This is a genomic window from [Collinsella] massiliensis, from assembly GCF_002161605.1.
GTDB lineage: Bacteria > Actinomycetota > Coriobacteriia > Coriobacteriales > Coriobacteriaceae > Enorma.
In genome coordinates this window covers 53168-75761 of the sequence record NZ_NFIE01000004.1, presented here as the reverse complement: position 1 = coordinate 75761, position 22594 = coordinate 53168, and the positions used below count along the sequence as shown (strand labels likewise).

General features: G+C 65.7%; 23 protein-coding genes. 5 read left to right on the top strand and 18 right to left on the bottom strand.

From position 1 onward, the window contains the following. Positions 1–191 precede the first annotated feature (191 nt). From B5G02_RS02415 to B5G02_RS02365, 11 genes are all read right to left on the bottom strand, one after another. Complete coding sequence (locus tag B5G02_RS02415) at positions 192–521, bottom strand: PTS lactose/cellobiose transporter subunit IIA (RefSeq protein WP_094335035.1); 330 nt, start codon at positions 519–521, stop codon at positions 192–194. Beyond that, complete coding sequence (locus B5G02_RS02410; protein WP_094335034.1) at positions 522–815, bottom strand: PTS sugar transporter subunit IIB; 294 nt, start codon at positions 813–815, stop codon at positions 522–524. Further along, on the bottom strand, positions 812–1534 hold the full coding sequence (locus B5G02_RS02405; protein WP_241146134.1) for a MurR/RpiR family transcriptional regulator: 723 nt from the start codon (positions 1532–1534) through the stop codon (positions 812–814). The genes B5G02_RS02410 and B5G02_RS02405 overlap by 4 nt, the downstream gene beginning before the upstream one ends. Beyond that, positions 1449–2081: an RDD family protein gene (locus B5G02_RS02400; protein WP_094335032.1), complete on the bottom strand. Its 633-nt coding sequence runs from the start codon at positions 2079–2081 to the stop codon at positions 1449–1451. The genes B5G02_RS02405 and B5G02_RS02400 overlap by 86 nt, the downstream gene beginning before the upstream one ends. A 15-nt stretch (positions 2082–2096) precedes the next feature. Then, the gene (locus tag B5G02_RS02395; protein ID WP_094335031.1) at positions 2097–3401 is read right to left on the bottom strand and encodes a PTS sugar transporter subunit IIC; all 1305 of its coding nucleotides are present in this window, start codon (positions 3399–3401) and stop codon (positions 2097–2099) included. A gap of 21 nt (positions 3402–3422) precedes the next feature. Beyond that, positions 3423–4829 (bottom strand): hypothetical protein, encoded by a 1407-nt coding sequence (locus B5G02_RS02390; protein WP_019239027.1) that lies wholly within the window; start codon positions 4827–4829, stop codon positions 3423–3425. A gap of 392 nt (positions 4830–5221) precedes the next feature. Continuing rightward, the gene (locus B5G02_RS02385; RefSeq protein ID WP_094335030.1) at positions 5222–5695 is read right to left on the bottom strand and encodes a deoxycytidylate deaminase; all 474 of its coding nucleotides are present in this window, start codon (positions 5693–5695) and stop codon (positions 5222–5224) included. A gap of 56 nt (positions 5696–5751) precedes the next feature. Next, complete coding sequence (locus B5G02_RS02380; protein ID WP_094335029.1) at positions 5752–7338, bottom strand: aminotransferase class I/II-fold pyridoxal phosphate-dependent enzyme; 1587 nt, start codon at positions 7336–7338, stop codon at positions 5752–5754. A gap of 220 nt (positions 7339–7558) precedes the next feature. Further along, complete coding sequence (gene thpR, locus B5G02_RS02375; protein WP_094335028.1) at positions 7559–8086, bottom strand: RNA 2',3'-cyclic phosphodiesterase; 528 nt, start codon at positions 8084–8086, stop codon at positions 7559–7561. Between the two features lie 35 nt (positions 8087–8121). Then, positions 8122–9093 (bottom strand): zinc ribbon domain-containing protein, encoded by a 972-nt coding sequence (locus tag B5G02_RS02370; protein ID WP_162609743.1) that lies wholly within the window; start codon positions 9091–9093, stop codon positions 8122–8124. A gap of 95 nt (positions 9094–9188) precedes the next feature. After that, entirely contained in the window at positions 9189–10619 is a 1431-nt protein-coding gene (locus B5G02_RS02365) for an amidophosphoribosyltransferase (protein WP_094335026.1), read from the bottom strand. Positions 10620–10815: 196 nt separating this feature from the next. Between B5G02_RS02365 and B5G02_RS02360 the strand changes: the two genes are divergently transcribed. From B5G02_RS02360 to B5G02_RS02350, 3 genes are all read left to right on the top strand, one after another. Continuing rightward, on the top strand, positions 10816–11337 hold the full coding sequence (locus tag B5G02_RS02360) for a nitroreductase (protein ID WP_094335025.1): 522 nt from the start codon (positions 10816–10818) through the stop codon (positions 11335–11337). Positions 11338–11468: 131 nt separating this feature from the next. Then, the gene (locus B5G02_RS02355; protein WP_094335024.1) at positions 11469–12182 is read left to right on the top strand and encodes a zinc ribbon domain-containing protein; all 714 of its coding nucleotides are present in this window, start codon (positions 11469–11471) and stop codon (positions 12180–12182) included. Between the two features lie 115 nt (positions 12183–12297). After that, complete coding sequence (locus B5G02_RS02350; RefSeq protein WP_094335023.1) at positions 12298–13227, top strand: D-2-hydroxyacid dehydrogenase; 930 nt, start codon at positions 12298–12300, stop codon at positions 13225–13227. Here the strand turns inward: B5G02_RS02350 and B5G02_RS02345 are convergent. The 6 genes from B5G02_RS02345 to B5G02_RS02320 all read right to left on the bottom strand — a co-directional run bounded on the left by B5G02_RS02345 (position 13214) and on the right by B5G02_RS02320 (position 19129). Beyond that, the gene (locus B5G02_RS02345) at positions 13214–13543 is read right to left on the bottom strand and encodes a YbjQ family protein (protein WP_094335022.1); all 330 of its coding nucleotides are present in this window, start codon (positions 13541–13543) and stop codon (positions 13214–13216) included. The genes B5G02_RS02350 and B5G02_RS02345 overlap by 14 nt on opposite strands. A gap of 81 nt (positions 13544–13624) precedes the next feature. Beyond that, the gene (locus B5G02_RS02340) at positions 13625–14518 is read right to left on the bottom strand and encodes a proline iminopeptidase-family hydrolase (protein ID WP_094335021.1); all 894 of its coding nucleotides are present in this window, start codon (positions 14516–14518) and stop codon (positions 13625–13627) included. 153 nt (positions 14519–14671) lie between these two features. Continuing rightward, positions 14672–15286, bottom strand: a complete 615-nt coding sequence (locus B5G02_RS02335; protein ID WP_094335020.1) for a hypothetical protein — start codon at positions 15284–15286, stop codon at positions 14672–14674. 129 nt (positions 15287–15415) lie between these two features. After that, on the bottom strand, positions 15416–16417 hold the full coding sequence (locus tag B5G02_RS02330; protein ID WP_094335019.1) for a DUF389 domain-containing protein: 1002 nt from the start codon (positions 16415–16417) through the stop codon (positions 15416–15418). A 65-nt stretch (positions 16418–16482) separates the two neighbouring features. After that, a complete protein-coding gene (locus B5G02_RS02325; protein WP_094335018.1) occupies positions 16483–18138 on the bottom strand; it encodes a DUF2130 domain-containing protein in 1656 nt (551 codons plus the stop codon). 91 nt (positions 18139–18229) lie between these two features. Continuing rightward, complete coding sequence (locus B5G02_RS02320; RefSeq protein WP_241146133.1) at positions 18230–19129, bottom strand: patatin-like phospholipase family protein; 900 nt, start codon at positions 19127–19129, stop codon at positions 18230–18232. Positions 19130–19303: 174 nt separating this feature from the next. Here B5G02_RS02320 and B5G02_RS02315 point away from each other — a divergent pair, with 174 nt between their 5' ends. After that, complete coding sequence (locus B5G02_RS02315) at positions 19304–20452, top strand: 3-deoxy-7-phosphoheptulonate synthase (protein WP_342631290.1); 1149 nt, start codon at positions 19304–19306, stop codon at positions 20450–20452. A gap of 162 nt (positions 20453–20614) precedes the next feature. Here the strand turns inward: B5G02_RS02315 and B5G02_RS02310 are convergent, their stop codons facing one another. Further along, on the bottom strand, positions 20615–21019 hold the full coding sequence (locus B5G02_RS02310; protein ID WP_019239042.1) for a hypothetical protein: 405 nt from the start codon (positions 21017–21019) through the stop codon (positions 20615–20617). A 201-nt stretch (positions 21020–21220) separates the two neighbouring features. Between B5G02_RS02310 and B5G02_RS02305 the strand changes: the two genes are divergently transcribed. Beyond that, complete coding sequence (locus tag B5G02_RS02305; RefSeq protein WP_019239043.1) at positions 21221–22507, top strand: putative ABC transporter permease; 1287 nt, start codon at positions 21221–21223, stop codon at positions 22505–22507. The last annotated feature ends 87 nt before the right edge of the window (positions 22508–22594 follow it).

Here is a 22594-nt window from a genome sequence, read left to right as displayed (position 1 = left end):
GGTATGCAATCTCAACCTACCCGGTGTGCACACGAGTTGCGTCAATGGATTGTCAGCGCTTGGTAAAGACACGGGGCGGTGCCGACCGTTCGGGACGCATATCGCCCCGCTCGCCGCACCGCCCCACGCGTCAACGTCAGATGCTGCCCGGAGTCCCCCCGGGGGGTAGCCCGGGCAACACGATCGCAGCCCTACCGCTCCGCAAGCTCCACGATGGTGGGAAGGAGCCCCTTGATGGTCTCCGCGCTGATGAGGATCGTCTCCGCATGGATGAGCAGCAGCCCGCATCCGAGCGTACCCTGCGCCTCCATCTGAAGCGCCTGATGATGCGCCTCGCTTGCCGCACGGAACGCCTCATCGCCTTGCTCGATGAGCTCATTGGGGTCTTCCCCGCGCTTAGCGCACTCGATCGCCTCGAGGTAGCAGCTCTTCGCGGTGCCCGCGAACGAGATGATCTGGAAGCTCACGGCCTCGTACGGCGGGTTCGCAAGCTCCTCGACGCTCCCGGCCTGATCCGCCATCTAGATCATCCCCTTGATCTGCTGGAGCACCTTCTTGCCGTCCATCATGCCATAGGCCATCATGTCGATTGCGTCCACCGGCTTGTCCGGTGCCGCGGCGCGGATCTTGTCCAGCATGAACCGGATCTGCGGTCCCACGAGGATGACGTCCGCCCAGTCGAGCTTGTCGTTCATCATCGCCATGGCAACCGCCTGCGTCTCGAGCTCCATGCCCTCCGCAGCAGCCGCCTCCTCGATCTTCTTGCACATGCTCGCCGTCGAAGCTCCCATCGAGCAGATCAGCAACACGTTCATGATTCCCTCTCTCCTTCTTTCAGCTTCCAAAGCCTCTGAACGATTCCCTCCACGATGATCAGGCAATTGACCACGAAGTAATCCGCGCCCTCGATGCCGTAGCCATGGCGTCGCTCGACCACGATCCTGTGCCGCGCCCGCTGGCAAAGCGTGCTGCCCGCGTTCGCGGAGAGCACGATGTCCTCGATGCCCTTCTTTTGACAGCGCTCTTGGATGAACAGGAGGTCGGTGGTCTCGCCGCTCTCGCTCACGAAAACCATGAGCACCGGGTCGTCGTCCCTGAAATCGAGCGGGCTCTTCTCGGTAGCGAACACGCCAAGCTCCTGAAGGCGCTGGCAGAAGTACCCGGCCACATATCCCGAATAACCGGTCCCCACGATGTTCACCCGCGCATAGGCTCCCGAGGAGAGCGCGCCGATCAGAGCGCACACCTGCTGGAACGAGTCGTCGGTGGCGAACACGCGTGCAGCGCCCGTGTCGGTTGCCCCGCCCGAGCGCGTGCGATCCGCGCGCATCTCGTACAGCATGGCCGAAAAGCCCGGGTAGCCGAGCTTCTTCGCAAGCCGCATCACGCTCGTCGTCGAGGTGTAGGCGTCCGCCGCGACAGCGCGGATGGGGATCTTCTCCTCCCCATCATCGATTCGACGCTTGATCGCGCGCAGGATGCCCATCTCTATCGAGCTCAGGCTGTTCCAGCGCTCCATCGCATCGATGTCCATCGCCCTCACCTCCCTGCGCGCGTTCGACCAGCACCACGCGGGTGCCACCCACGAGATCGTGGATCATGCGCCGCTGCGCGGTGAGCACCATGAGCCCCACGGACACCGCGCCGACCACGATACCAGCCCATACGATACCCTGTACGATGTCGCGCGGCACCCAGAGGAGCAGCACGTTTCGCAGATAGTTACTGAGCGGTGAGAAGCATCCTTCGATCACGACGATGCCCAACAGCTCGCGCCGCAGATAGCATGCGAGCGTCGCGTCACCGCCCGAGGCGCGCTCCACGCGCACGCGCAGCAGGCGCTTCCCAAGTGTCTGCCCCTTGAACACATAACGCGGAAGCACGCAGAAATAGAGCACGTCTAGCGCCACGAGGACGCAGAAGAGCGCAAGCCGGGACCCGCCGTCGAACGCGGTGAGCGGCACCATGCCCGCGAACACCACGCCCAGCAGCTGGTACGCCGCGATAACGAGCACGAGGTTCATCGCGAACGAGATGAGATACCAGTCGATGGCGTATGCCACCAGCCTGCGCACGAACATACCGAGCCCGCCCTACTACGCGCTCGCCTCGGCGGGCGCCTGCTCGCCGAGCTCTTCCTTGGTGTACTCGCGATCGAGCACCTTGATAAACGGCCAGTAGATCACGCCCGAGATGATGAGGTTCACGATCTGCAGCGCACCGCCGCGCCAGTCGCCGCACATCATCCAGCCGCTGATGGGCGCAGGCAGCGTCCACGGTACCGGCACGCCGATGGGTGTGGGCACGATCCCCGTCGACATGGCACCGAAGGCAACGAGCACGCACACGAGCGGCGCCACGAGGAACGGGATGAGCATCATGGGGTTCATGACGATGGGCAGGCCGAAGATGACCGGCTCGTTCACATTGAAGATGCCCGGGATGATGGCGCCCTTGCCCACGGTCTTAAGGCGCTGCAACTTGCACATGAAGGCCATCTCGATGCACAGCGGCAGCGTGATGCCGGAGCCCGTGAGGTACATGATCATGTTGGAGAAGTCGATCGTGGCGATGTAGGGGCGCACGGCAAGAGCGTCCTCGAGGTACACCTGCCAGTTGGTGTCACGCGCGGCGTACCAGAGCGGCTCCATGACGGAGGCGACCACGTTGGTTCCGTGGATGCCGAAGAACCAGAGCACGGAGTTGATGAACTCGGCGATGAGCGTTCCCACGAGCGACGTGCCCAAGCCGGTGAGCGGCGCCTGGAGGAGGCCGTAGATCATGTTCGAGGCGGTCTCGTACGGGGTGAGCTGGATGAGGTAGCGCACCACGAGCCACAGCACGGCGCACAGCACGGCGGGGATGAGCGCCGCGAACTGCGAGGACACGAACTCCGGCACGGAAGCCGGCATCTTGATGGTGATCTTGCGCTTGATGCAGAACGAGTAGATCTCGACCGAAACAAGCGCCACGATGATGCTCAGGAAGAGCGTCGTCGCGCCGAACTCGCTCTGCGAGATCATGCCGTTCTCATCGGCATGGATGAGCAGGAAGAAGCTCATGAGCGAGATGGCCACGCCGGGCATAGGGGTCACGTCGTTACGACGTCCGAGCTCATAGGACATGCCACACATGGCAACGAGGCTCAGAAGACCGATGCTCGCGGGGTTGAGCACGCTCCAGTTCCACTCAGCCCAAACTTCCTCACCCACGAGGTTCGCCATGAACGTCTGGAACGCATCGATCGGGAAGTCGCTGATGATGCAGGCGAACGCACCCACGAGCAGCAGCGGGATGCTAAGCATCATGCCGTACTGAATCGATGCGAGGTATTTGTTTTCCTGGAAGAACACAGCAGCAGGGTAAATGCGTTTCTCCAGCCAATTGGTTAGCTTATCCATCTCTCGTTCCCCCTCCTCTAACTAATGGAACTCGGGCCACTCGGAGCCGTTGGCGGCCTTGAAGTCGGCGATGATCTTCTTGGCCACGTCCGCGTCGCGCACGAGACGGTTCTCGGTGAACGCCTGCAGAAGCTTCATATCGCTATGCTCGAAAATGGCGTCCACGAGCAGCTTTTCGCACGCATATTGGTTCTCGAGCAGACCCTTTTCGAACGCCGGGACCTCGCCCACCTGGAGCGGCATGAGTTCCTGCGCCCCCGCGAGGCACGTGACCTCGAGCATCATGCCCGGATCGAGATTCGGGCAGATACCCTTGTTCTCGGTCATGACGAGCGTGGGTTCGTGCGCGTTGTTGATGATGGAGATCACGAGCTCCACGAGATACGCGGCATGCACATCGTTCGCGGCGTATACGGTCTCGACGCCAAGGTCGCGGATGCTCGCGCGCTTCTGGGCGATCTTGTCCGTGAGGTCATACTCCGTGCCGATCATATGACCGAGCTCCGCGACCTTGCGGCACAGGCCGAATACCTCGTGCTCGCGGCCTTCGACCACCTCGTCGTAGCGGGTATGGTCGATGCTGTAGTGCCCGTACGTGCGATCCGGGTACAGGTAATACAGGTTGTACGTGTTCGGCAGCGAGTAGGGGAAGTCGCGGATCATCTCCAGGTGGTCGAGGAACGTGATGGGCCAGTGGTCCGTGGGCCCGGTGATGCGCGCCTTGAACTGCGCATGGATCTCATCGTAGTGCCCCAGGATATAGTCCATGAGCTCGGGCAGGACGTCCTCGCCGGTCTTGCGGTCGAGCAGGCGCGTGAACCAACCGAAATGGTTGAGCCCGAAATACACCGGCCAGATGTCCGAGCGCTTCTTGCCGATGAACGGCAGGTAGTGGTTGAGCACATCGGGCGGCATGTCGCAGATGTTCACGAGACGGGTATCGCCGGGGAACGCGCGCTTCGTTGCCTCAGCCACGATCGCCGCAGGGTTCGCATAGTTGATGATCCACGCATCCGGCGAGTAACGGCGGATATCCTTCACGAGTTGAATCATGGCCGGCACGCTGCGGATACCGTAGGCAAGCCCGCCCGGCCCGCATGTCTCCTGACCGATGCGCCCATACTTGTAGGGAATCTTCTCGTCGGCGTTGCGCAGCCCCATGCCGCCCGCGCGAATCTGCACGAGCGCGAAATCGATATCCTCGAACGCTTCGGCCGGGTCGGTGGTATACGAGAACTCAAGACCCTCGTAGTAGTCGCGGAACATGACCTCGCCGAACTTGCCCACGATCTCCTGGCGCTCGGCATCGATGTCATAGAGCTTCACCTTGCGCAGCGGGAACGAATCCTGCAGCAGGCAGAGCAGCTCGATCATATCGGGCGTATACGTGCTCCCGCCGCCGCAGATCACAACCGAATAGCGCTTCATTGGCACCTCCTCAGGGCGCTGCTTGCGCAGCACCAGCCCATCCTCAATTGGAGGCCTCCCCTACGATACCGGTATGCGGTCAATCATATCGATAGCTGCGGCACCGCCGAAGGAGATGAATGAAATGGGGATGTGATTCAAAATTTGTAACCTGTTACGCCCCTGGGAAACGCCTAAGGTGGACGTGCGGCGAAGGCGCTCAAGGGAGCAGAGGACACGAAGGCCATGCAGCGGGCGCGCATATGGGAACGGCTCCCGCGCATGCTATGCGCCTACGGGATTATGGGCTTGCCGGCTATTCTGTTGTGGATGTTCCGCATCTCGGAAAAAGAATCGGGCGGCGTGCCCAAAACGAAGCACACCGCCCGAAACAATGCTCGACGGTCGCAGCCCTACCGTTCCGCGAGCTCCATCCCTCGGAAGCGGATGCCGCACGAGGTGAGGATGCGCTTGGAGATGAGGTTGCCCTCCGTGCCGTCGTACTTGTCGCTCAGGTACACGACCTCGCCGATGCCCACCTGCGCCAGGATCTTGGCGCACTCGTTGCAGGGGAAGAGCGTCACGTAGACGGTCGCGCCGCTCATGTCCTTGAGCGAGCCGCGGTAGTTGAGCACGGCGTTCGCCTCGGCATGCACCACGTAGCTGTGCTTGTCGGCGAGCGGGTCGTCGCTCACGCCCCAGGGGAAGTCGTCGTCGTTGAGCGCCGAGGGCGTGCCGTTGTACCCCACGGAGAGGATGCGGTGGTTCGTGTCGGCGATGCATGCCCCCACCTGCGTGTTCGGATCCTTGCTGCGCATGCTCGCGGCCAGCGCCACGCGCATGAAGAACTCGTCCCACGAGATGACGTCGCTGCGCTTCTTGGACATGGGCGCTCCTATCCCCTTGCCGCGATAATGATAAAAACCAGCCTGTCTGGATTTTATCAGCTCTGGCGGTAATGGGCGAAGAAGTCCGCGAGGTCGTCCATGGCCTCGTGCAGCACCTCCATGCGCGGCAGGTACACGATGCGGAAATGATCCGGCGCGCCCCAGTTGAAGCCGCCGCCGCGCGTGATGAGGATGCGCTTCTCGTGCAGCAGGTCGAGCGCGAACTGCTCGTCATCGGTGATGTTGAACTTCTTCACGTCCATCTTCGGGAAGATGTAGAACGCCGCCTTGGGTTTCACCGCCGTGATGCCGTCGATGGCGTTGAGTGCCTCGTACACGTAATTGCGCTGCTCGTACACGCGGCCGCCGGGCGCCACGTAGCCCTTCACGCTCTGGTGCCCGCCGAGCGCCGTCTGCACGATGGACTGCGCCGGCACGTTCGAGCACAGGCGCATGTTCGAGAGCATGTTGATGCCGTAGACGAAATCCGCCATGCAGCGCTTGTTGCCGGAGAGAATCATCCACCCGATGCGGTAGCCGGCGATCATGTGGCTCTTCGAGAGGCCGGAAAACGTCACGCACGGCAGGTCGGGCGCGAGCGAAGCGATGGAGATATGCTCGTAGCCGTCCATGCACAGCCGGTCGTAGATCTCGTCCGAGAGGATCATGAGCTGGTGCTTGCGCGCGACCTCGACGATCTGCTCCAGGATCTCGCGCGGGTAGACCGCGCCCGTGGGGTTGTTGGGGTTGATGATGACGATGGCCTTCGTGCGCGCGGTGATCTTCGCCTCCATGTCGGCGATGTCGGGGCACCATTCGGCCTGCTCATCGCAGATGTAGTGCACGGGGACGCCGCCGGCGAGCGTGGCGCAGGCGGTCCAGAGCGGGTAGTCCGGGCTGGGGATGAGGATCTCGTCGCCGTTGTCCAGAAGCGCGTTGAGCGTGAGCTGGATGAGCTCCGAGACGCCGTTGCCCGTGTAGATGCCGTCCATCGAGACGTTCGGCAGCCCCTTGATCTGCGCGTACTGCATGATGGCCTTGCGCGCGGAGAAGAGGCCGCGCGAATCCGAGTAGCCCTCGCAATCGGGCAGCTGCTGGCGCATGTCGGTCACGACCTCGTCCGGTGTGCGGAAGCCGAAGGGCGCGGGGTTGCCGATGTTCAATTTGAGGATGCGCAGGCCCTCGGATTCCATCCGGGCGGCCTCATCGGCCACGGGGCCGCGGACGTCGTAGAGAACGTTGTCGAGCTTGGAGGACTTAGTGAACTGGCGCATGGGGGTGCTCCTTTGGGAAGACGCGGATTGGCGGGGGGACGTGGTACGGGCGGCCTCAGACCGCGCGGCAGCTCGCGCGGCGGACGTGGGCGTCGTGGAGGCAGGCACGGGCTCCGGGGCGCCGGCGCGCGCAGGCGCGGGCGGGGCGCCTTCCCCCGTCGCGAGCCATTCCGGGGTGGTGTCCAACACGGCCGCGAGCAGGCGCATCACCTTGGGGCGCGGCATGACCTTGCCGCTCACGTACTGGCTCACCTGGCTTTTCCCGAGCTTGGCACCACGCTGCGCAGCCGCCTGGATGAGGTCGGCCTGCTTCATGCCCGCGGCGGCCATCGCCTGGGCGAGCCGTTCGGCGAATCCCTGATCTGCCATCTGACCCCCTTGCTGCATGGGCGCATACCTGGCTTCGAGCGCCGCATGGCGGGTGAAACGCGATGCTCGTCCGAGCGGCACTCCCTGAAATTGAACCATCTGAAGCTAAGTTCAATTTCAGGCAGTATAGCACGCCAGGCGCGATAGGAAAGTTCAATTTTAAGGTCACTATTTTGAACTCACAGATGAGGCGCGGATCCGTTTTGAACCCGCGGCAGTCCTACCCCAGCTCGACGGTGTGGAGCGGCTTGTAGCGCGCGCCCTCCTGCGTGAGGGTGCTCTTGAAGAAGGTAACACGGCGCGCCGTCGCGGGCAGGGGGAACGCCAGGCCGGGCAGGGTGCCCTCGGGCAGGCGCGCACGGCGCGCGAGCGTGATGTGCGGGCGGAAGGCCTTGCGGTCATACGAGCAGCCGCGCGCATCAAGTTGTGCGCGCACCGCCTCGGCAAGCCCCGTAAGCTCAGGCGTCGGGCGGAGTCCCAACCAGAGCGTCGCGTCGCGCGGGCGCCCGAACGTCCCGAGTCCCTCGGGCGCGAGCTCGACGGGAGCCGCGCCGGCGCACGCCGCGTCGAGCGCTGCCATGGCAGCGCGGGCGCCCATCTCGTCCACATCGCCCAGAAACGCGAGCGTCACATGGTAGGTCTCCCGGCGCATGAAGCGCCCCGCCACTGCATCGTGCAGCTGCCGTGCGAGCGATGCGACCTCGTCTTCGAACAGATCCGGCAGCTCAAGAGCTATGAACGTCCGCATGCGCGCCACCTCGCCGTGCTTTGACCACCATTCCGTTAATACAGGGGCATATACGTCAACCGAATCATACCGTCGGTGCTTCCGTCCTGCGCCACGCACGTGATGCCCCAACCACCCTTTCCTGCTCTCTGGGAGAAAATGGCGTCCGAGTTGGCAACCATCGTCACCTCAGTATCTTGAGGATCGGCGATAATCGCCGCCGGCGCGTTATCGGGCTCACCATAGGCGTCCACATACGCGTCATACAGTGCCTCGTTCGACGCGTAGACGGTTTGCGGGGCATCAAACCCCATGCCATCGATGATCGCGCCGGCCGCCGGCACGAGCTCATCCTCGGAAAGGTCCGCCGCGGCGTAGATACTTACTGCGAAAAGCTCAGACGCATCGGGAATCTCCTCAGGCGATGCGACCTGCTCGGGATCGACTCCCTCGGGCAAGTTCAGTTGGAGCTGCACGTAGGTATATTCTGTAGGCTCAACCTGTGGAAACGCGCCCGAGGTCGAGAATGTGCGCATGCGCACATAGATGAAATTGTCCTCAACTAAAAAGAGGCAAAGGTTGAACGACTCGTCCTCGAGGGCGTCGATGATCGTACTCACCGGCTCGTCGTAGAGCGCGGCATCCAGATATGGCGCGGGCTCCCACGATGCCGCAGAACTATCCGAATCCTGCGCCCCGTCACCCGACGTGCCGCCGCCCGACCCCATCATGGAAAGCCCGACGAAGACGAGCGCCACGATGAGCAGCGCCGCGATCGCGATGATGACAGGAGCGCTCGAACGCCTGCGGCCGGCCGGAGCCCCGACGGGAGCTTCGCTGGCGGAAGCTTTGCTGGCAGGAGCCTCGCTCGCGGCAGCATCGCTCTCAGCACTGGCTTTACCGGCAGGAACCTTACTCGCGGCGGGCGCGCCCTCCGCCGCGCCCGCCGCCTTTGCGAGCGACGCGCCGCACGAGACGCAAAACGAAGCTCCCTCGGGGTTCTTCGCCCCGCAATACGGACAGAACACGATGAGCTCCTTCCCAGCGAGCGCGCGGCAGAACTGCCTGCGGCCCGCGCCGCGCCCTCACGCCGCGACAGCGCGAGGGCGTCGCCCCGCTCCCGTTACTCCCGGCCGTCCCAGCAGTAGGTGCACACCTTCGTGGGATCGATGCCGATGGCCTCGAGCATGCCGGGCAGGCTCTGGTAGCCCAGGCTGTCGAAACCGAGCTTCTCGCAGATGCGCTTGAGCAGGCAGCTGCCGCGCTCGGTGGAGCTGTCGGCGTACTCGTCCAGATGCTCGTCGCCCGCCGGCCCCTCGAGCTCGCGCACCACGCGGCGCGCGATGAGGTCCTGGTCGGACTTGCCGCGCGAGAAGCTCAGGTACTTGCAGCTGTACATGATGGGCGGGCACGCGGAGCGCATGTGCACCTCGGCCGCACCGGCACTGTAGAGGAAGTCGACCGTCTTGCCGAGCTGCGTGCCGCGCACGATGGAGTCGTCCACGAAGAGCAGGCGCTTGTCGCGGATGAGCTCCGGCACGGGGATCTGCTTCATCTCGGCGATATGGTCGCGCACCTTCTGGTTTGACGGCATGAACGACCGCGACCACGTGGGCGTGTACTTGATGAACGGCCGCGCGAACGTGGCACCGCGCTCGTTGGCGTACCCGATGGCGTGCGGCAGGCCGGAATCCGGCACACCCGCCACGTAGTCCACCTCGGGCAGCGTGCCGGCCATCGCCTCGTCGCGCGCCATGATGTGACCGTTCCGGTAGCGCATGACCTCGACGTTCACGCCCTCGTAGTTGGAATTGGGGTACCCGTAGTACACCCACAGAAACGCGCAGATCTTCATGTCGTCGCTCGCCGGCGCCACGCTCTCGTAGCCCTCGGGCGTGATGCGCACGACCTCGCCGGAGCCGAGCTCGTATTCGTCCTGGTAGCCCAGCTTGTGGTAGACGAAGCTCTCGAGCGAGACGCAGTAGCCGTCGCCGTTCACATCGCGCCCGATGATCACCGGCAGGCGGCCGTGCGGGTCGCGCGCGGCGTAGATGACGCCGTCCTCGGTCATGACGAGCAGCGTGAGCGAGCCCTTGATGGCGCGCTGCGCGTACAGGATGCCCTCGACGAGGTCGTCCTTCTGGTTGATGAGCGCCGCCACGAGCTCGGTGTGGTTCACCGCGCCGGAGCTCATCGCCATGAACTGCGCGCCGCCGCGCTCGAAGTACTCGTCGATGAGCTCGTCGGCGTTGTTGATGGCGCCGACGGTGGTGACGGCGAACGTGCCGTGGTGCGAGCGCACGAGCAGCGGCTGCGGGTCGGTATCGGAGATGCACCCGATGCCGCTCGTGCCGTGGAAGCGCTCGAGATCCTTGTCGAACCGCGAGCGGAACGGCGTGTTCTCGATGGAATGAATCTCCTTGTTGAACCCGCCCGTGCCGTCGCAGAACACCATGCCGGCTCGGCGCGTGCCGAGATGCGAGTGATAGTCGACGCCGAAGAAGACATCGAGAACAACGTCGCGCTTCGAAGCCGCACCAAAGAATCCGCCCATATCTTGCCTTTCTGTCGGCGTCCATCCTGCGTTTTCCGCATGCACCCAGTATAAAGCGAGCGCGTCCCCGCGCGGGCGCGAACACCCAGAACGACGGCATGTTCGCCGCGGGGGCGCTCTCGCGCAGGCGGACGCGGCCAAAGCGGGTACATACGTGGTGTCGCAAAACCGTGGACCCCGCGAAGAAAGGACGGCTATGAACACCCTCGAAGCACTCACCACGCGCCGCAGCTGCAGGAGCTACCTGCCCGACCCCGTGCCCGCCGAGCTCATCGACCAGATCCTCGAGGCGGGCACGTTCGCGCCCACCGGCATGGGCCGGCAGTCCCCCATCATCGTCGCCATCACGAACAAGGAGGTGCGCGACGAGCTCTCCCGGCTCAATGCCGCGGTGATGGGCGGCGAGGACGACCCGTTCTACGGCGCGCCGGCGGTGCTCGTGGTGCTCGCGCGCAAGGACGTGGGGACGCATGTCTACGACGGCAGCCTCGTGATGGGCAACATGCTCAACGCCGCGCACGAGCTCGGGCTCGGCAGCTGCTGGATCCATCGCGCGAAGGAGGAGTTCGAGACGGCCGAGGGGCGCACGATCCTCAGCCGTCTCGGGATCGATGCGGACGAATACGAGGGCATCGGCAACTGCATCGTGGGCTATGCCGCCGCGCCCGCGCAGGAGGCGGCGCCGCGCAAGGCGGAGTACATCTACCGGATCGCATAGCGCGCCGCAAGGGCGGGCGGATCGCTCGGCACGACGGCACGCGCGGTCACCGCATGCCATGCCGCGCCGCGTGACGCAGAACGCATGCGGCGCGGTATCATGATGGCAGCTGCCTACAAAGGAGGAATGCCATGTTCTGCACCAAATGCGGGGCGAAGCTCCCGGACGGCGCGCGCTTCTGCGCCATGTGCGGTGCCCCGGCCACGATGCCGGAGACCCCATCGACGCCCGTAGCCCCGGCGAGCGCACCCCAGCCGACGAGCGCGCCCGGCTCCCAGCCCGTAGCCGCTGCGACGCCCGCGCCCGTAGCTGCGCCCGTTGCCGCGCCGGCACCCGCTCCCGTACCCGCTGCCGCTTCTCAGCCCGCACCCGTGGCGGCGGGCGGCCTGCTCAACCCCTTCGTGCAGCAGGTCGCGACGCGCCTGGGAGAGCCCGCGCAGTTCATCCCGGAACTCCAGACGTACCTCTTCGTCACGAAGCGCTTCTCTGCCGCGCTCGCGAACATCCACCAGTACTTCCTCATCTACGAGAACAACGGCGTGGGCTACAACGAGATGCGCGACTACAGCGCCGCATGCACGGACTGGGCGTTGCATAACTACGCTGGCGTGCCGCGCGGCCTGCAGAAGGGCGTCGCCATCTACCCCGTGATGCTGCAGCACCCCATGAACCCCGGCGCCATCCAGTTCGTCAAGGAGAAGCCGAAGGCCAAGTTCGCGGCGTTCACGCTGCCCGTGGTCGTCGACCCGATCGACCGCCAGGTGCAGTTCATGGACACCACGCCCGTCTGGGGCTTCGCCATGTGGGGCGGGGTCAAGAAGGCGGCAACCGAGGTGCTTTCCTAACATCGCGCGCGCTGCTGACGAGCGGTACACCTGCGCGCCCGGCAGCAGCCCGAACCGCATCCAACAGCATCACAGGCAACGAGGCGTCCCGAAGCGGATGCAGGGAGCTATGCGTATGAACATCCTCGTCCTTCCACCCTTCACCGAAGCGCAGCGCCGCGTGCTCGAGGCGGGCGCGCCGGGTTCCGCATTCACCTACACCTCCCCGGCAAACGCCACCGACGAGCAGATCTCCTCGGCCGATGCCATCGTGGGAAACCTCCCGCCCGAGCGGCTCGCGGTCGCGCGCAGGGTACGTCTCCTGCAGCTCAACTCCGCCGGCTACGATGCGTACGCCGCGCCGGGCATCGTGCCGGAGGGCTGCGCGCTCGCGAGCGCCGTCGGCGCGTACGGCCAGGCGGTCGCGGAGCACCTATACGCCATGGTGCTCATGCTCATGAAGCACCTCGACGGGTATCGCGACGACCAGCGCGACCACGTATGGGGCGAACGCGGCGCGGTGACCACGATGGCGGGCGCGCGGGTGCTCGTGCTCGGCGCGGGGGATATCGGGCGGCACTTCGCCCGGCTCGCGCAGGCGCACGGGGCGCGTGTCGTGGGCGTGCGGCGTCATGCGGGTGCGGTTCCCGAGGGCTTCGAGCACATCTACACCATGGATGAGCTGCCCGGGCTGCTGCCCCAAGCGGATGTGATCGCCTCGTTCCTACCGAGCACGCCTGCCACGCGCGGCATCGTAGACAAGGCCTTCCTCACCCGGTGCAAGCGCGGTGCGTACTTCGCGAACGGTGGCCGCGGCGACCTCGTGGTGCAGGCCGACCTCGCCGAAGCGCTCGAGCGCGGCCAGCTCGCGGGCGCGGCGCTCGACGTGACCGTGCCCGAGCCGCTCCCCACCGACGACCCGCTCTGGGATGCGCCGAACCTGCTCATCACGCCGCACGTCGCCGGCGGATTCCATCTGCACACGGTACTCGACAACATCGCGCGCATCGCCGCCGAGAACCTCCGCCGCCTCGGCGCGGGCGAGCCTATCATCAACGCTGTGTAGACACCTGGCGAATGCGCACGGCGGTGCCTGAGGCGACGGTCATGATCATGCCCTCGAACGTCTCGTAACCCAGCGACGCGCCGACGATCGCATTCGCCCCGAGCGCCTCGGCGCGCTGGCCCATCTCCGCGATGCACTCGCTGCGCGCCTGCTGCATCTCATCCTCGTATCCCGCCGAACGGCCACCGAACATGTTGCGCAGGCCGGCACCGATGTCGCGGAACATGTTGATGCCTGCGACGACCTCGCCCGCAACGATGCCCAGGTACTCCTCGATCTCGTATCCCTCGATGGAATTCGTCGTGGTGATGATCATGACATGTCACCTTTCTCGCATGTCTTGTGCTCGATCCGACCCGCGCGCCGCCGCACAGCTCCGCCCCGGCACCGTCGCCGGTTAGTCGAACCTGCTGATGAAGCCCTCGACCACGGCGAGGCAGGCGTCCGGATGCGTGAGGTTCGCCAGGTGCGGCGCGCCCTGGATGAGCGTCCATTCGCACCCGGGAATGCGGTCGACGAGCTCCTTGATGGTGTAGGGCGTGCCCTCGTCATCCGTACCGGACAGCGCCATGCAGGGCACGCGAATCTGCGATACCTCGTCGCGGATGTCCCAGTCCTTGAGCTTGCCCGTGCACACGAACTCGCTCGCCCCTTGCATGACCATGTAGCACTCGCCCGTGCCCTCGTTGGAATCGATCATGATCTGCGGCAAGTCCTTGGCATAGCAGCCGGTCACGTGGCGCTTGTAGTACTCGTCTGCCGCAGCCGCAGCCGCGGGCGCCTCGTAGTCGCCCGTGCGCTCTGCCTCCTCGAGCGCATCCTGCATCTCCTGCGGGAGGAACGTGATGAGGCGTCGCGCCTCCGAGAGCCACGTATCGATTGAGACCGGCGAGCTGTTGATCACGAACGAGTTCACACCCGTGTCGTCGCGCAGCATGCAAAGCATCCCGAGCATGCCGCCCCACGAATTGCCGAAGAGGTGGATGTCGTCGAGACCGAGCGCCTCGCGCACGGCGTAGAACTCGTTCACCCACAGATCGCAGGTGTAGAAGTCGTCCTCCTGGTGCGGGATCGCGCTCTTGCCGCAGCCGATCTGGTCGTAGAACACCACCGTGCGTCCATAGCGATCCGCGATGTCGGCATACGTGAGCAGGCAGTTGTGACACGCCCCGGGGCCGCCGTGCAGCATGAGCAGCGGTTTCTTGCCCGGTTGCGGATCGTCTGGCGTGAACGTCTTGCAGTAGGTCTTGAATCCAGCGTAATCCACATACGTCTCGGTGACATGTGCCATGGCGGCTCCTTCCCTGCATGAACAAGTATGGGAAGGGTACCCGCAAGGCGCACGGGGCAATCGAGCTAACGCGCTTGGGCGGCGAGCGGTACCGTGCGCACGGCGGGGTGCGCGGTACCGCAGGTCTCCTGCGGGCGTGAAGCGAGCCCCTGCCTACTCGTTCACCTTCGTATGCCCCTGCACGATGACGCCGATGATGGCCAGGATGACCGTCGCGACGAGCATCGGGCTGGCGAACGCCTCGGAGAAGGTGCCGCCGATGTAGGTCGAGAGCGCGTCAAACGTCGCGAGCGCGTCGCCGGGAACGGCGCAGGCCATCAGCTGCGGGAACGCCAGCATGGCAGCGAGCACGTTCGAGGCGAGGAAGGTCGCGCCCGTGTACGCCGTGCCGATGCGCACGAAGAGGTCGCACCGCCGCAGCGCGGCAAGCCCCACGAGCACCCCCACCGCGAGCATGATGACCCACAGGAGCGCGCCCGCCCCGGGCACGAGCATCCCCGCGAGAAACCCGAGCGCCGCGCCGGCCGCGAAGCCCACGAGGAACACGCCCGCCTTGTAGGCGAACTTGGAGAGCAGCGCGGCCACCAAGCCGAGCGCCGCCGCCACACCGAGCGCGATCGAATCGCCGCCCGTCGCGGAGAGCGCGACGTTGAACACGCCGAGGAACACGATCACCCCGAGCATGAGGTAGAACAGGCGCTTGCCCATGAAGCAGGCGAGCGCGCCGGCCGCGATGTTCACCAGCAGGTACAGGATGACGAATTCCACGGCAACGCCCTTCCATCTCAAGCAGCCGAGGCCCTCGGCGCGAATCGATCGGCCTATTGTCGCATGCACCCCGCGTCACACGGCATGTTGTAGACAATCAACACGATGAAGGCCGGCGGCCGGTCGGCATCAGTCGCTGTTCACGACGCGGCGCTCCTCCTCCACGGAGAGCGAGACCTCGTCGAGCTCGACGCCGGCATCCTTAAGCTCGCGGTTCAGCCGCTCGACGCTGGGCTCTCTGCCCGTGCCGGCGATCCTCACGTGCAGCGCCCCGTCCTCAAGGTCGAAGCCCGAGATGCGCCAATCCGTCCCGTCGATCCATTCCGTCACGACGCCCTGTACGGTGCGCAGCTGATCGGCTTCGTGCACCACCGAGAAGCTCGTGGCGGCGAGCGACAGGGTCACGATCACGGCGCCGAGTGCGACCGCCCCGTACCACAGGTTCCGCGCCTTGCCCTCGATGACGGAGAACGCGCGCGTGCCCACGCCCGCCGCGAGGTACACCGCGGCGCCCGTGACCTGGATGGCGATGTAGTTCGTGATGAACAGCAGGAAGGCGCCCAGGGCGGAGACCGTCGACCCCTCGTAGAGCGCGGCGCCCACCACGCAGAGGGGCGGGACGATGGACGCCGAGATGGCGATGCCCGGCACCGCGTCGGGGATGTCGCTGCGGATGGAGGCGAGCGCCGCCACGAAACCGGAGGCGAGCGCGATAATCAGGTCGACCAGTCGGGGCGACGTGCGGGCGAGCACCTGGGAGTTCGTGCTCATGTCCACATCGACGGGGATGATCGCCGTGACGCCTATGGCCACGATCACCGCCATGGCCATGCCGAGCACCGTGAGCGCGAAGGTGCTGAACGCCTGGCGCGGGCGCCCCACGGCGACGGCGAGCGCCGTCCCCAGCATGGGCGACATGAGCGGTGCCACGAGCATCGCGCCGATGATCGTCGTCGCCGAGTCCGCCGCGACGCCGGCGGTGGCGATGACCGCGGAGATGATGAGGCGCAGGAAGAAGGACGAGTACTGGCGCAATGGGTTGTCGACGCGCACGAACGAGGAGCGCTCGGCCTGCTCGAGCACCTCGGGATCAAGGTCGCCGCCCAACAGCACCTGTCGTATCCGGTTCATATGCCACCACCATCACAGCGATACAACCAGTTCATCTGGATGGTATCAGAACGCATCGGCGCGCATCACGCGTCGGCTTCGCCATCCGTCCCATCGAGCTCCACGCGCTTCTCGCGCGCCTCCTCGAACGCCGCTTTCATGGTGGGGTTCTTGTACGTGAGCTTGCGGATGGTGAGCCCTTGCGCCTTGTCGTTCGCCAGGCGCAGGTTGCGGTCGCTCGAGAGCAGCGCGTCCTTGATCTTCTGCAGCTGGCCGATCGTCTTGTCGATGCCCTCGATCGCCTCGTTGAACTTGCGGTTCGCACGCTCGAAGTTCGTGGAGAAGCCCGACTGGAACTCCTCGAGCTTCTTCTCGAAGTTCGTGACGTCGACGTTCTGCTGGCGCAGCTCGGCAAGCTCCCGCTTGTAGCCGATCGCCTTCTGCGCCGCGTTGCGCAAAAGCGTGATGAACGGGATGAAGAACTGCGGGCGGATGACGTACATCTTGGGATAGCGGTAGCTCACGTCCACGATGCCCTCGTTATAGAGGTCGCTCTCCGGCTCAAGCAGGCTCACGAGCACCGCGTACTCGCAGCCCTTCTTCCGGCGGTCCGCGTCGAGCTTCGCGAAGAAGTCCTCGTTCTTGTGCTTCGAGGCCGTCGCGTCGTTCTCGTTCTTCATCTCGAACATGATGGAGATGAACTCGGTGCCGTCGTCGGCGTAGTCGCGGAAGATGAAGTCGCCCTTCGTGGCGCGCGCGTCGTCCTCCGTGGCGACCGCCTTGTTGTCCTTCTCGAAGTACGCGTTCGGGAACATGCCCATGCGCACCTTGTTGAACTCGGCCTCGCAGTGCTGCTCGAGCGACTCGCCCACCATCTTGGTGGAGAGGCGCACCTTCATGTCGCGCAGGCGCTCGATCTCCTCGTCACGCAGGCGCACGATCTCGTCGCGCGTCTTGTGCTCCTGCTCGAGCTCGAGGGCGTGCGCCGCCTCGAGCTGCCGGCGCTCGCTCTCGCGCAGCGCCCGCTCGCTGGCGAGCGCGGACCGCGCCTCGTCGCGCTCGCGTTCCACCGCGGCCACGGCACGGGTCGTGGCGAGCTCCGCGTCCTTCTTCTGGCCTTCGAGCTGGGCGCGCAGGTCGTCCGCGGTGCGCTGGAGCTTCGCCTGCTGCTCGGCCGCGTCGGCGCGCGCCTGGGAGAGCTCCTCCTGCAAGCGCTGCTCGGCGAGCGCCCCCGCCCGATCGAGCGCCATCTGCTGCTGGTTCGCCGCCGCCTCGAGCTGCGCTTTGAGCTGCGCTATCTCGGCGTCGCGCGCGGAGATGCCCTCCTGCAGCTCCGCGCGGGCACTCGCCTCCTGGAGCTTGGCCGCCGCCTGCCCCTCCTCGAGCTGGTGCCGGAGCGCGTCGCAGGTGCGCTGCAGCTCCGCGACCTGCTGCTGCGCCGCCTCGCGCGCCTCCGCGGCCGCCTTATCGCTCGCGAGCTCCTGCTCGTGCCGCGCGGCGTCGAGCTGGGCGCGCAGGTCCGCGAGCTGCGTCTCGCGCTCGGAGACCTGCTGGTCGAGCTCGCGCTTCGCCTGCTGCTTGGCGAGCTCCACCGCCTGCTCGCGCTCGTGCGCCATGAGCTCCTCGCGCTCGGCGAGCTGCCGCTTGAACTCCTCGTCGCGCACCTGCCGCACGATGTCGGCATAGCCGCGCTCATCAACCTGGAACACCGTCCCGCACTTGGGGCATTTGATCTCGTTCATCGCAACGCCTCCTTTTGCCTCGACAGGTAGCCTACCGCGCCGCCCGGACAAAAGCGAGATGATAAAAACCAGCCTGTCTGCTTTTTATCATCTAGGCGAGGTAGGCGCGGAGCGCGTCGAGCGTCGCGGCGCCGTCGCGGCGGCCGACCTCGTACACCCGATCGAGCTCGGCGGGGTCCTTGATGGTGATGGGCACCTTCACCGACTCGCTCGGGCGGATCACGAACACCGCGCCCGCGCGCTCGAGCTCCGCGAGCTCATCGAGCTGGGCGTTGTAGCGCTCGTGCCGGTTGGCGAGCAGCTCCACGAGCGCCGGGTAGCGCCGCAGCAGCACGCGAAGCACGGGCATGAGCTCGTTCGGCTCCTTGCGGTACCCCGCCGGCTGGGTGCACACCACCACGCAGCGCTCGTACCCCTGGTCGAGCATCCAGCGGAAGGGGATCGAATCCGCCATGCCGCCGTCGAGGAGCTTCCGCCCCTCGAGCTCGACCGGGCGCGACAGCCCGGGGATCGCGGAGGAGGCGCGCATCCATTCGACATCGACCGTATCGCCCGCGTTCAGGCCATGGTAGACGGCCTCGCCGGTCTCGACGTCCGTCGCGACGCCCGTGAAGCGCATGGGGTTCGCCGCGTACGTGGGCGTATCGAACACGTCGAACTCCCAAGGCAGCCGCCCGAAGGCGAAGTCCCGGCTGAAGAAGTTCCCCGTGGTGATGAGGCTCTTGATCCCCATGTAGCGCGGGTCGCGGCAGAAGCGCTTGTTGTACCTGAGCGCGCGGCCGACCTGGCGGGACTTGTAGTTGCAGCCGAACGTCGCGCCCGCCGAGACGCCGATCACGTGCGTGGCGGAGATGCCCTGCTCGAGCCAGGTGTCGTAGACGCCCTCGGTATACAGGCCGCGGAAGCCGCCGCCCTCGAATACCACACCCGTCGTGTGTGCCGGCGCACAAAACGGTGGGCGCTCCGCCGCAGGGACGACATCCGAAACCATGTACTCTCCGCCGCTCCGTCCGCGGCGCGCATCACGTACCATCTCTCGCCTCGATTCTTAGGTGAACACCGAGTATAGCGCGAGCCGGGCCGGCCATGGCCGCGCTCCTATCCGCTCCGGGAATCCGAGCCCCTCCCACGCGCCGCGTAACAAGTGGGTTTCGAGCGCGCAGCGATGCCCCGCTCCATGCAAGACGGCGGCATAATGATGCATCACGCACCATCGGCCGGCGCGACCGCAGCTCGCACGGAGCCCCGCCGCACCGACCGGAGAAGAGAAGATAGGAACACCGACATGTCCATGAAATTCAAGCGCCTGCTGCCCATCCCCAAGGAGATCCGCCAGGAGATGCCCCTCTCGGCCGAGACCGCCGCGAAGAAACCGGCGTTCGACGAGCAGGTCGCGGCCATCCTGCGCGGCGAGGACGACCGGCGCCTCGTGATCGTGGGCCCGTGTTCCGCCGACCGCGAGGACTCCGTGCTCGAGTACGTCACGCGCCTCGCCGCGCTCGCCGACCGCGTGCGCGACCGCCTCTTCATCATCCCGCGCGTCTACACCAACAAGCCGCGCACGAAGGGCACCGGCTACAAGGGGCTCCTGCACAACCCCGACCCCGAGGGCCCCTCCGACCTCCTGGGCGGCGTGAAGGCCATCCGCCGCATGCACCTGCGCGTGGCCGAGGAGACCGGCATGTTCACCGCCGACGAGATGCTCTACCCCACCAACTACCAGTACCTCATCGACGTGCTGGGCTACATCGCCGTGGGCGCGCGCTCCGTCGAGAACCAGGAGCACCGCCTCGTGGCGAGCGGCGTCCCCATGCCCGTGGGCATGAAGAACCCCACCGGCGGCTCCACGAGCGTCATGCTCAACTCGATCTACGCGGCGCAGCAGCCCCAGACCTTCCTGTTCCGCAACTGGGAGGTCGAGACCACGGGCAACCCGCTCGCGCACGCGGTGCTGCGCGGCTACATCGGCGATGACGGGCTTAACTACCCCAACTACCACTATGAGTACCTCGAGCGCCTGGCCGAGAAGTACACCGAGGCCGATTTCGCCAACCCCGCGGTGATCGTGGACTGCAACCACGACAACTCCGGCAAGCGCCCGCTCGAGCAGATCCGCATCAGCCACGAGGTCGCCGATTCCATGCGCCGCTCCGACCAGATCCGCCGGCTCGTGCGCGGCTTCATGGTGGAGAGCTACCTCGAGGACGGCAACCAGCCCATCGACGGCGGTGTGTACGGCAAGTCCATCACCGACCCGTGCCTGGGCTGGGAGAAGACCGAGCGCCTCATCCTCGACCTCGCCGAGCGCCTGTAGCGCGGTGGCCGCGCGGCGCTTGGTGCACGTCGCCGCGCGGCGCGAGGCGCCCCATCATATCGACCCGAGATAGCGCGAAGCCCCCGGAACCCTAGGGAACCGGGGGCTTCGCGCGCTATAGGCTTTGACGCCGCTTCGGCGCGACCGGCGCGCGGCGATTCGCTAGCGGTCGAGCGCCTCGCGGCGGGCGCGGCCCGCGAACAGCACGGCGACGAGCACGAGCACGGCATACGCGGCGTTCACCCACACGGGGCCGGAACCGCCCATGACCGAGAGCGCAACCTCGCCCGCGTTCACGATCACCAGCACCGTGCCGAGCACGATGAACGACATGAGGTGCGCCGGGTTGTTCGCCCCCCGCGCGCCGAGGAAGCCCGCGACGAGCTCGAACGCGCCGGCGACGGCCATGACCACGCTCGCCACCTGGATGGGAACGACTCCCTCGTTCGCCGCGGAGCCGATCTCGGGGGCACCCAGGAACGAGGCGATACCCAGGGCGACCGCAGCGATGCCGAGCACCATGAGCACCAGGCAGAGAACCTTCACGATCTTGCAGTTGGTTGACATAGAACCCCTTTCGCCAGGCGGACGGCGTCCACCTTGCAACGCATGAAACGTCTTATGATTATCGGCCAACGGGCGCGTCCGTCAACACGATAAACCATCCGATGACGCCATCGCGCGCGAGCTACGGGCACGCATCCGTCCCGCGCACGTGAATAACGGGTATATACCACTCGATTCTAGCTCTGAGACAAGGGACACACCATGAGCGAACCCACCAAGCACCCGCTACCCGACCTCGACCTACCCGGAAACGACCTCGACCCCAACGTGCCCACGACGCAGGAGCAGCGCAAGCTCCCGCTCATCGTCAAGGTGTACGGTCTGCTCTGCACCCTGAGCGGCCTCATCACCGTCGGGCTGACCGCCCTGCTCATCACCCTTATCGCGCTCGTCATCGCGTCCGGCAGCAGCGAGGTCTCGGTCGGCAGCCGAGACATCACGCTCGCCGTCATCACCATGGTGCTCTCGGGCGTCGTCGCCGTCGTGAACGGTGCCTGCCTCGTCTTCTTCGGCATCTCGCTGATCCGGAACCGCCGGCGCAACGCGGGCCGCTGGTCGCATGTGCTCATCGCGCTCACCGTGGCGCAGATCATCCTCGACGTCATGCTCCAGGGCATCGGGCCGCACCTCATCCAGCCGGCGATCCAGCTCGTGATCCTCGTCGCGCTCTCCGTCACGGTCGACCCGGCCCTGCGCCAGGAGCGCCAGCTGCAGCGCGACCTCCGCGACCTGGCCGACCGCGAGGCGGCCAAGGAGGGCATGCTCGGGCGCGACCCCGAGGGCAAGGGCTTCATCGAGCTCAACTTCTTCAACCTGTTCTGGGTCTTCGTGGTGTGCAGCGTGCTCGGCCTCATCATCGAGACCGTCTACCACATGGTCGTCGTCGACCCGGGCGTCTACCAGGACCGCGCGGGCCTGCTCTTCGGCCCCTTCTCGCCCATCTACGGTTTCGGCGCGCTGCTCATGACCGTCGCGCTCAACCGCTTCTACCGCGCCAACCCCATCATCATCTTCCTGGTGAGCGCCGTCATCGGCGGCCTCTTCGAGGCGGCCACCGCGTGGTTCATGCAGGTGGGCTTCGGCGCCACGGCGTGGAACTACAGCGGCTCCACCATCTTCGGCCTCTTCCCCGACCCCATCGCCGTCATCACGGGCGGGCGCACCTCGACGCTCTTCATGTGCATGTGGGGTACGCTCGGCTTCGTGTGGATCAAGTTCTGCCTGCCGCGTCTCCTCAAGCTCATCAACCTCATCCCCTGGAAGCTGCGCTACTCGCTCACCACGGTTTGCTTCATCCTCATGCTCGTGAACGGCGTCATGACGCTCCAGGCGCTCGACTGCTGGTTCGAGCGGCTCTCGGGCGTCCCGGACACCACCCCCGTCCAGACGTTCTACGCCAAGAACTTCGATAACGCCTATATGCAGCACCGCTTCCAGACCATGGAGATCACGCCCGAGCACTCCGGCCGCGTGAAGACCTCCTCGTAGCAGCGCGATGCCGGGGCTCAGGGCGGCGCTTTTGAGCCTCGTGCGCCGGGTGCCGTCATACCGGGTACGCGAACGCCCCGTCGACCA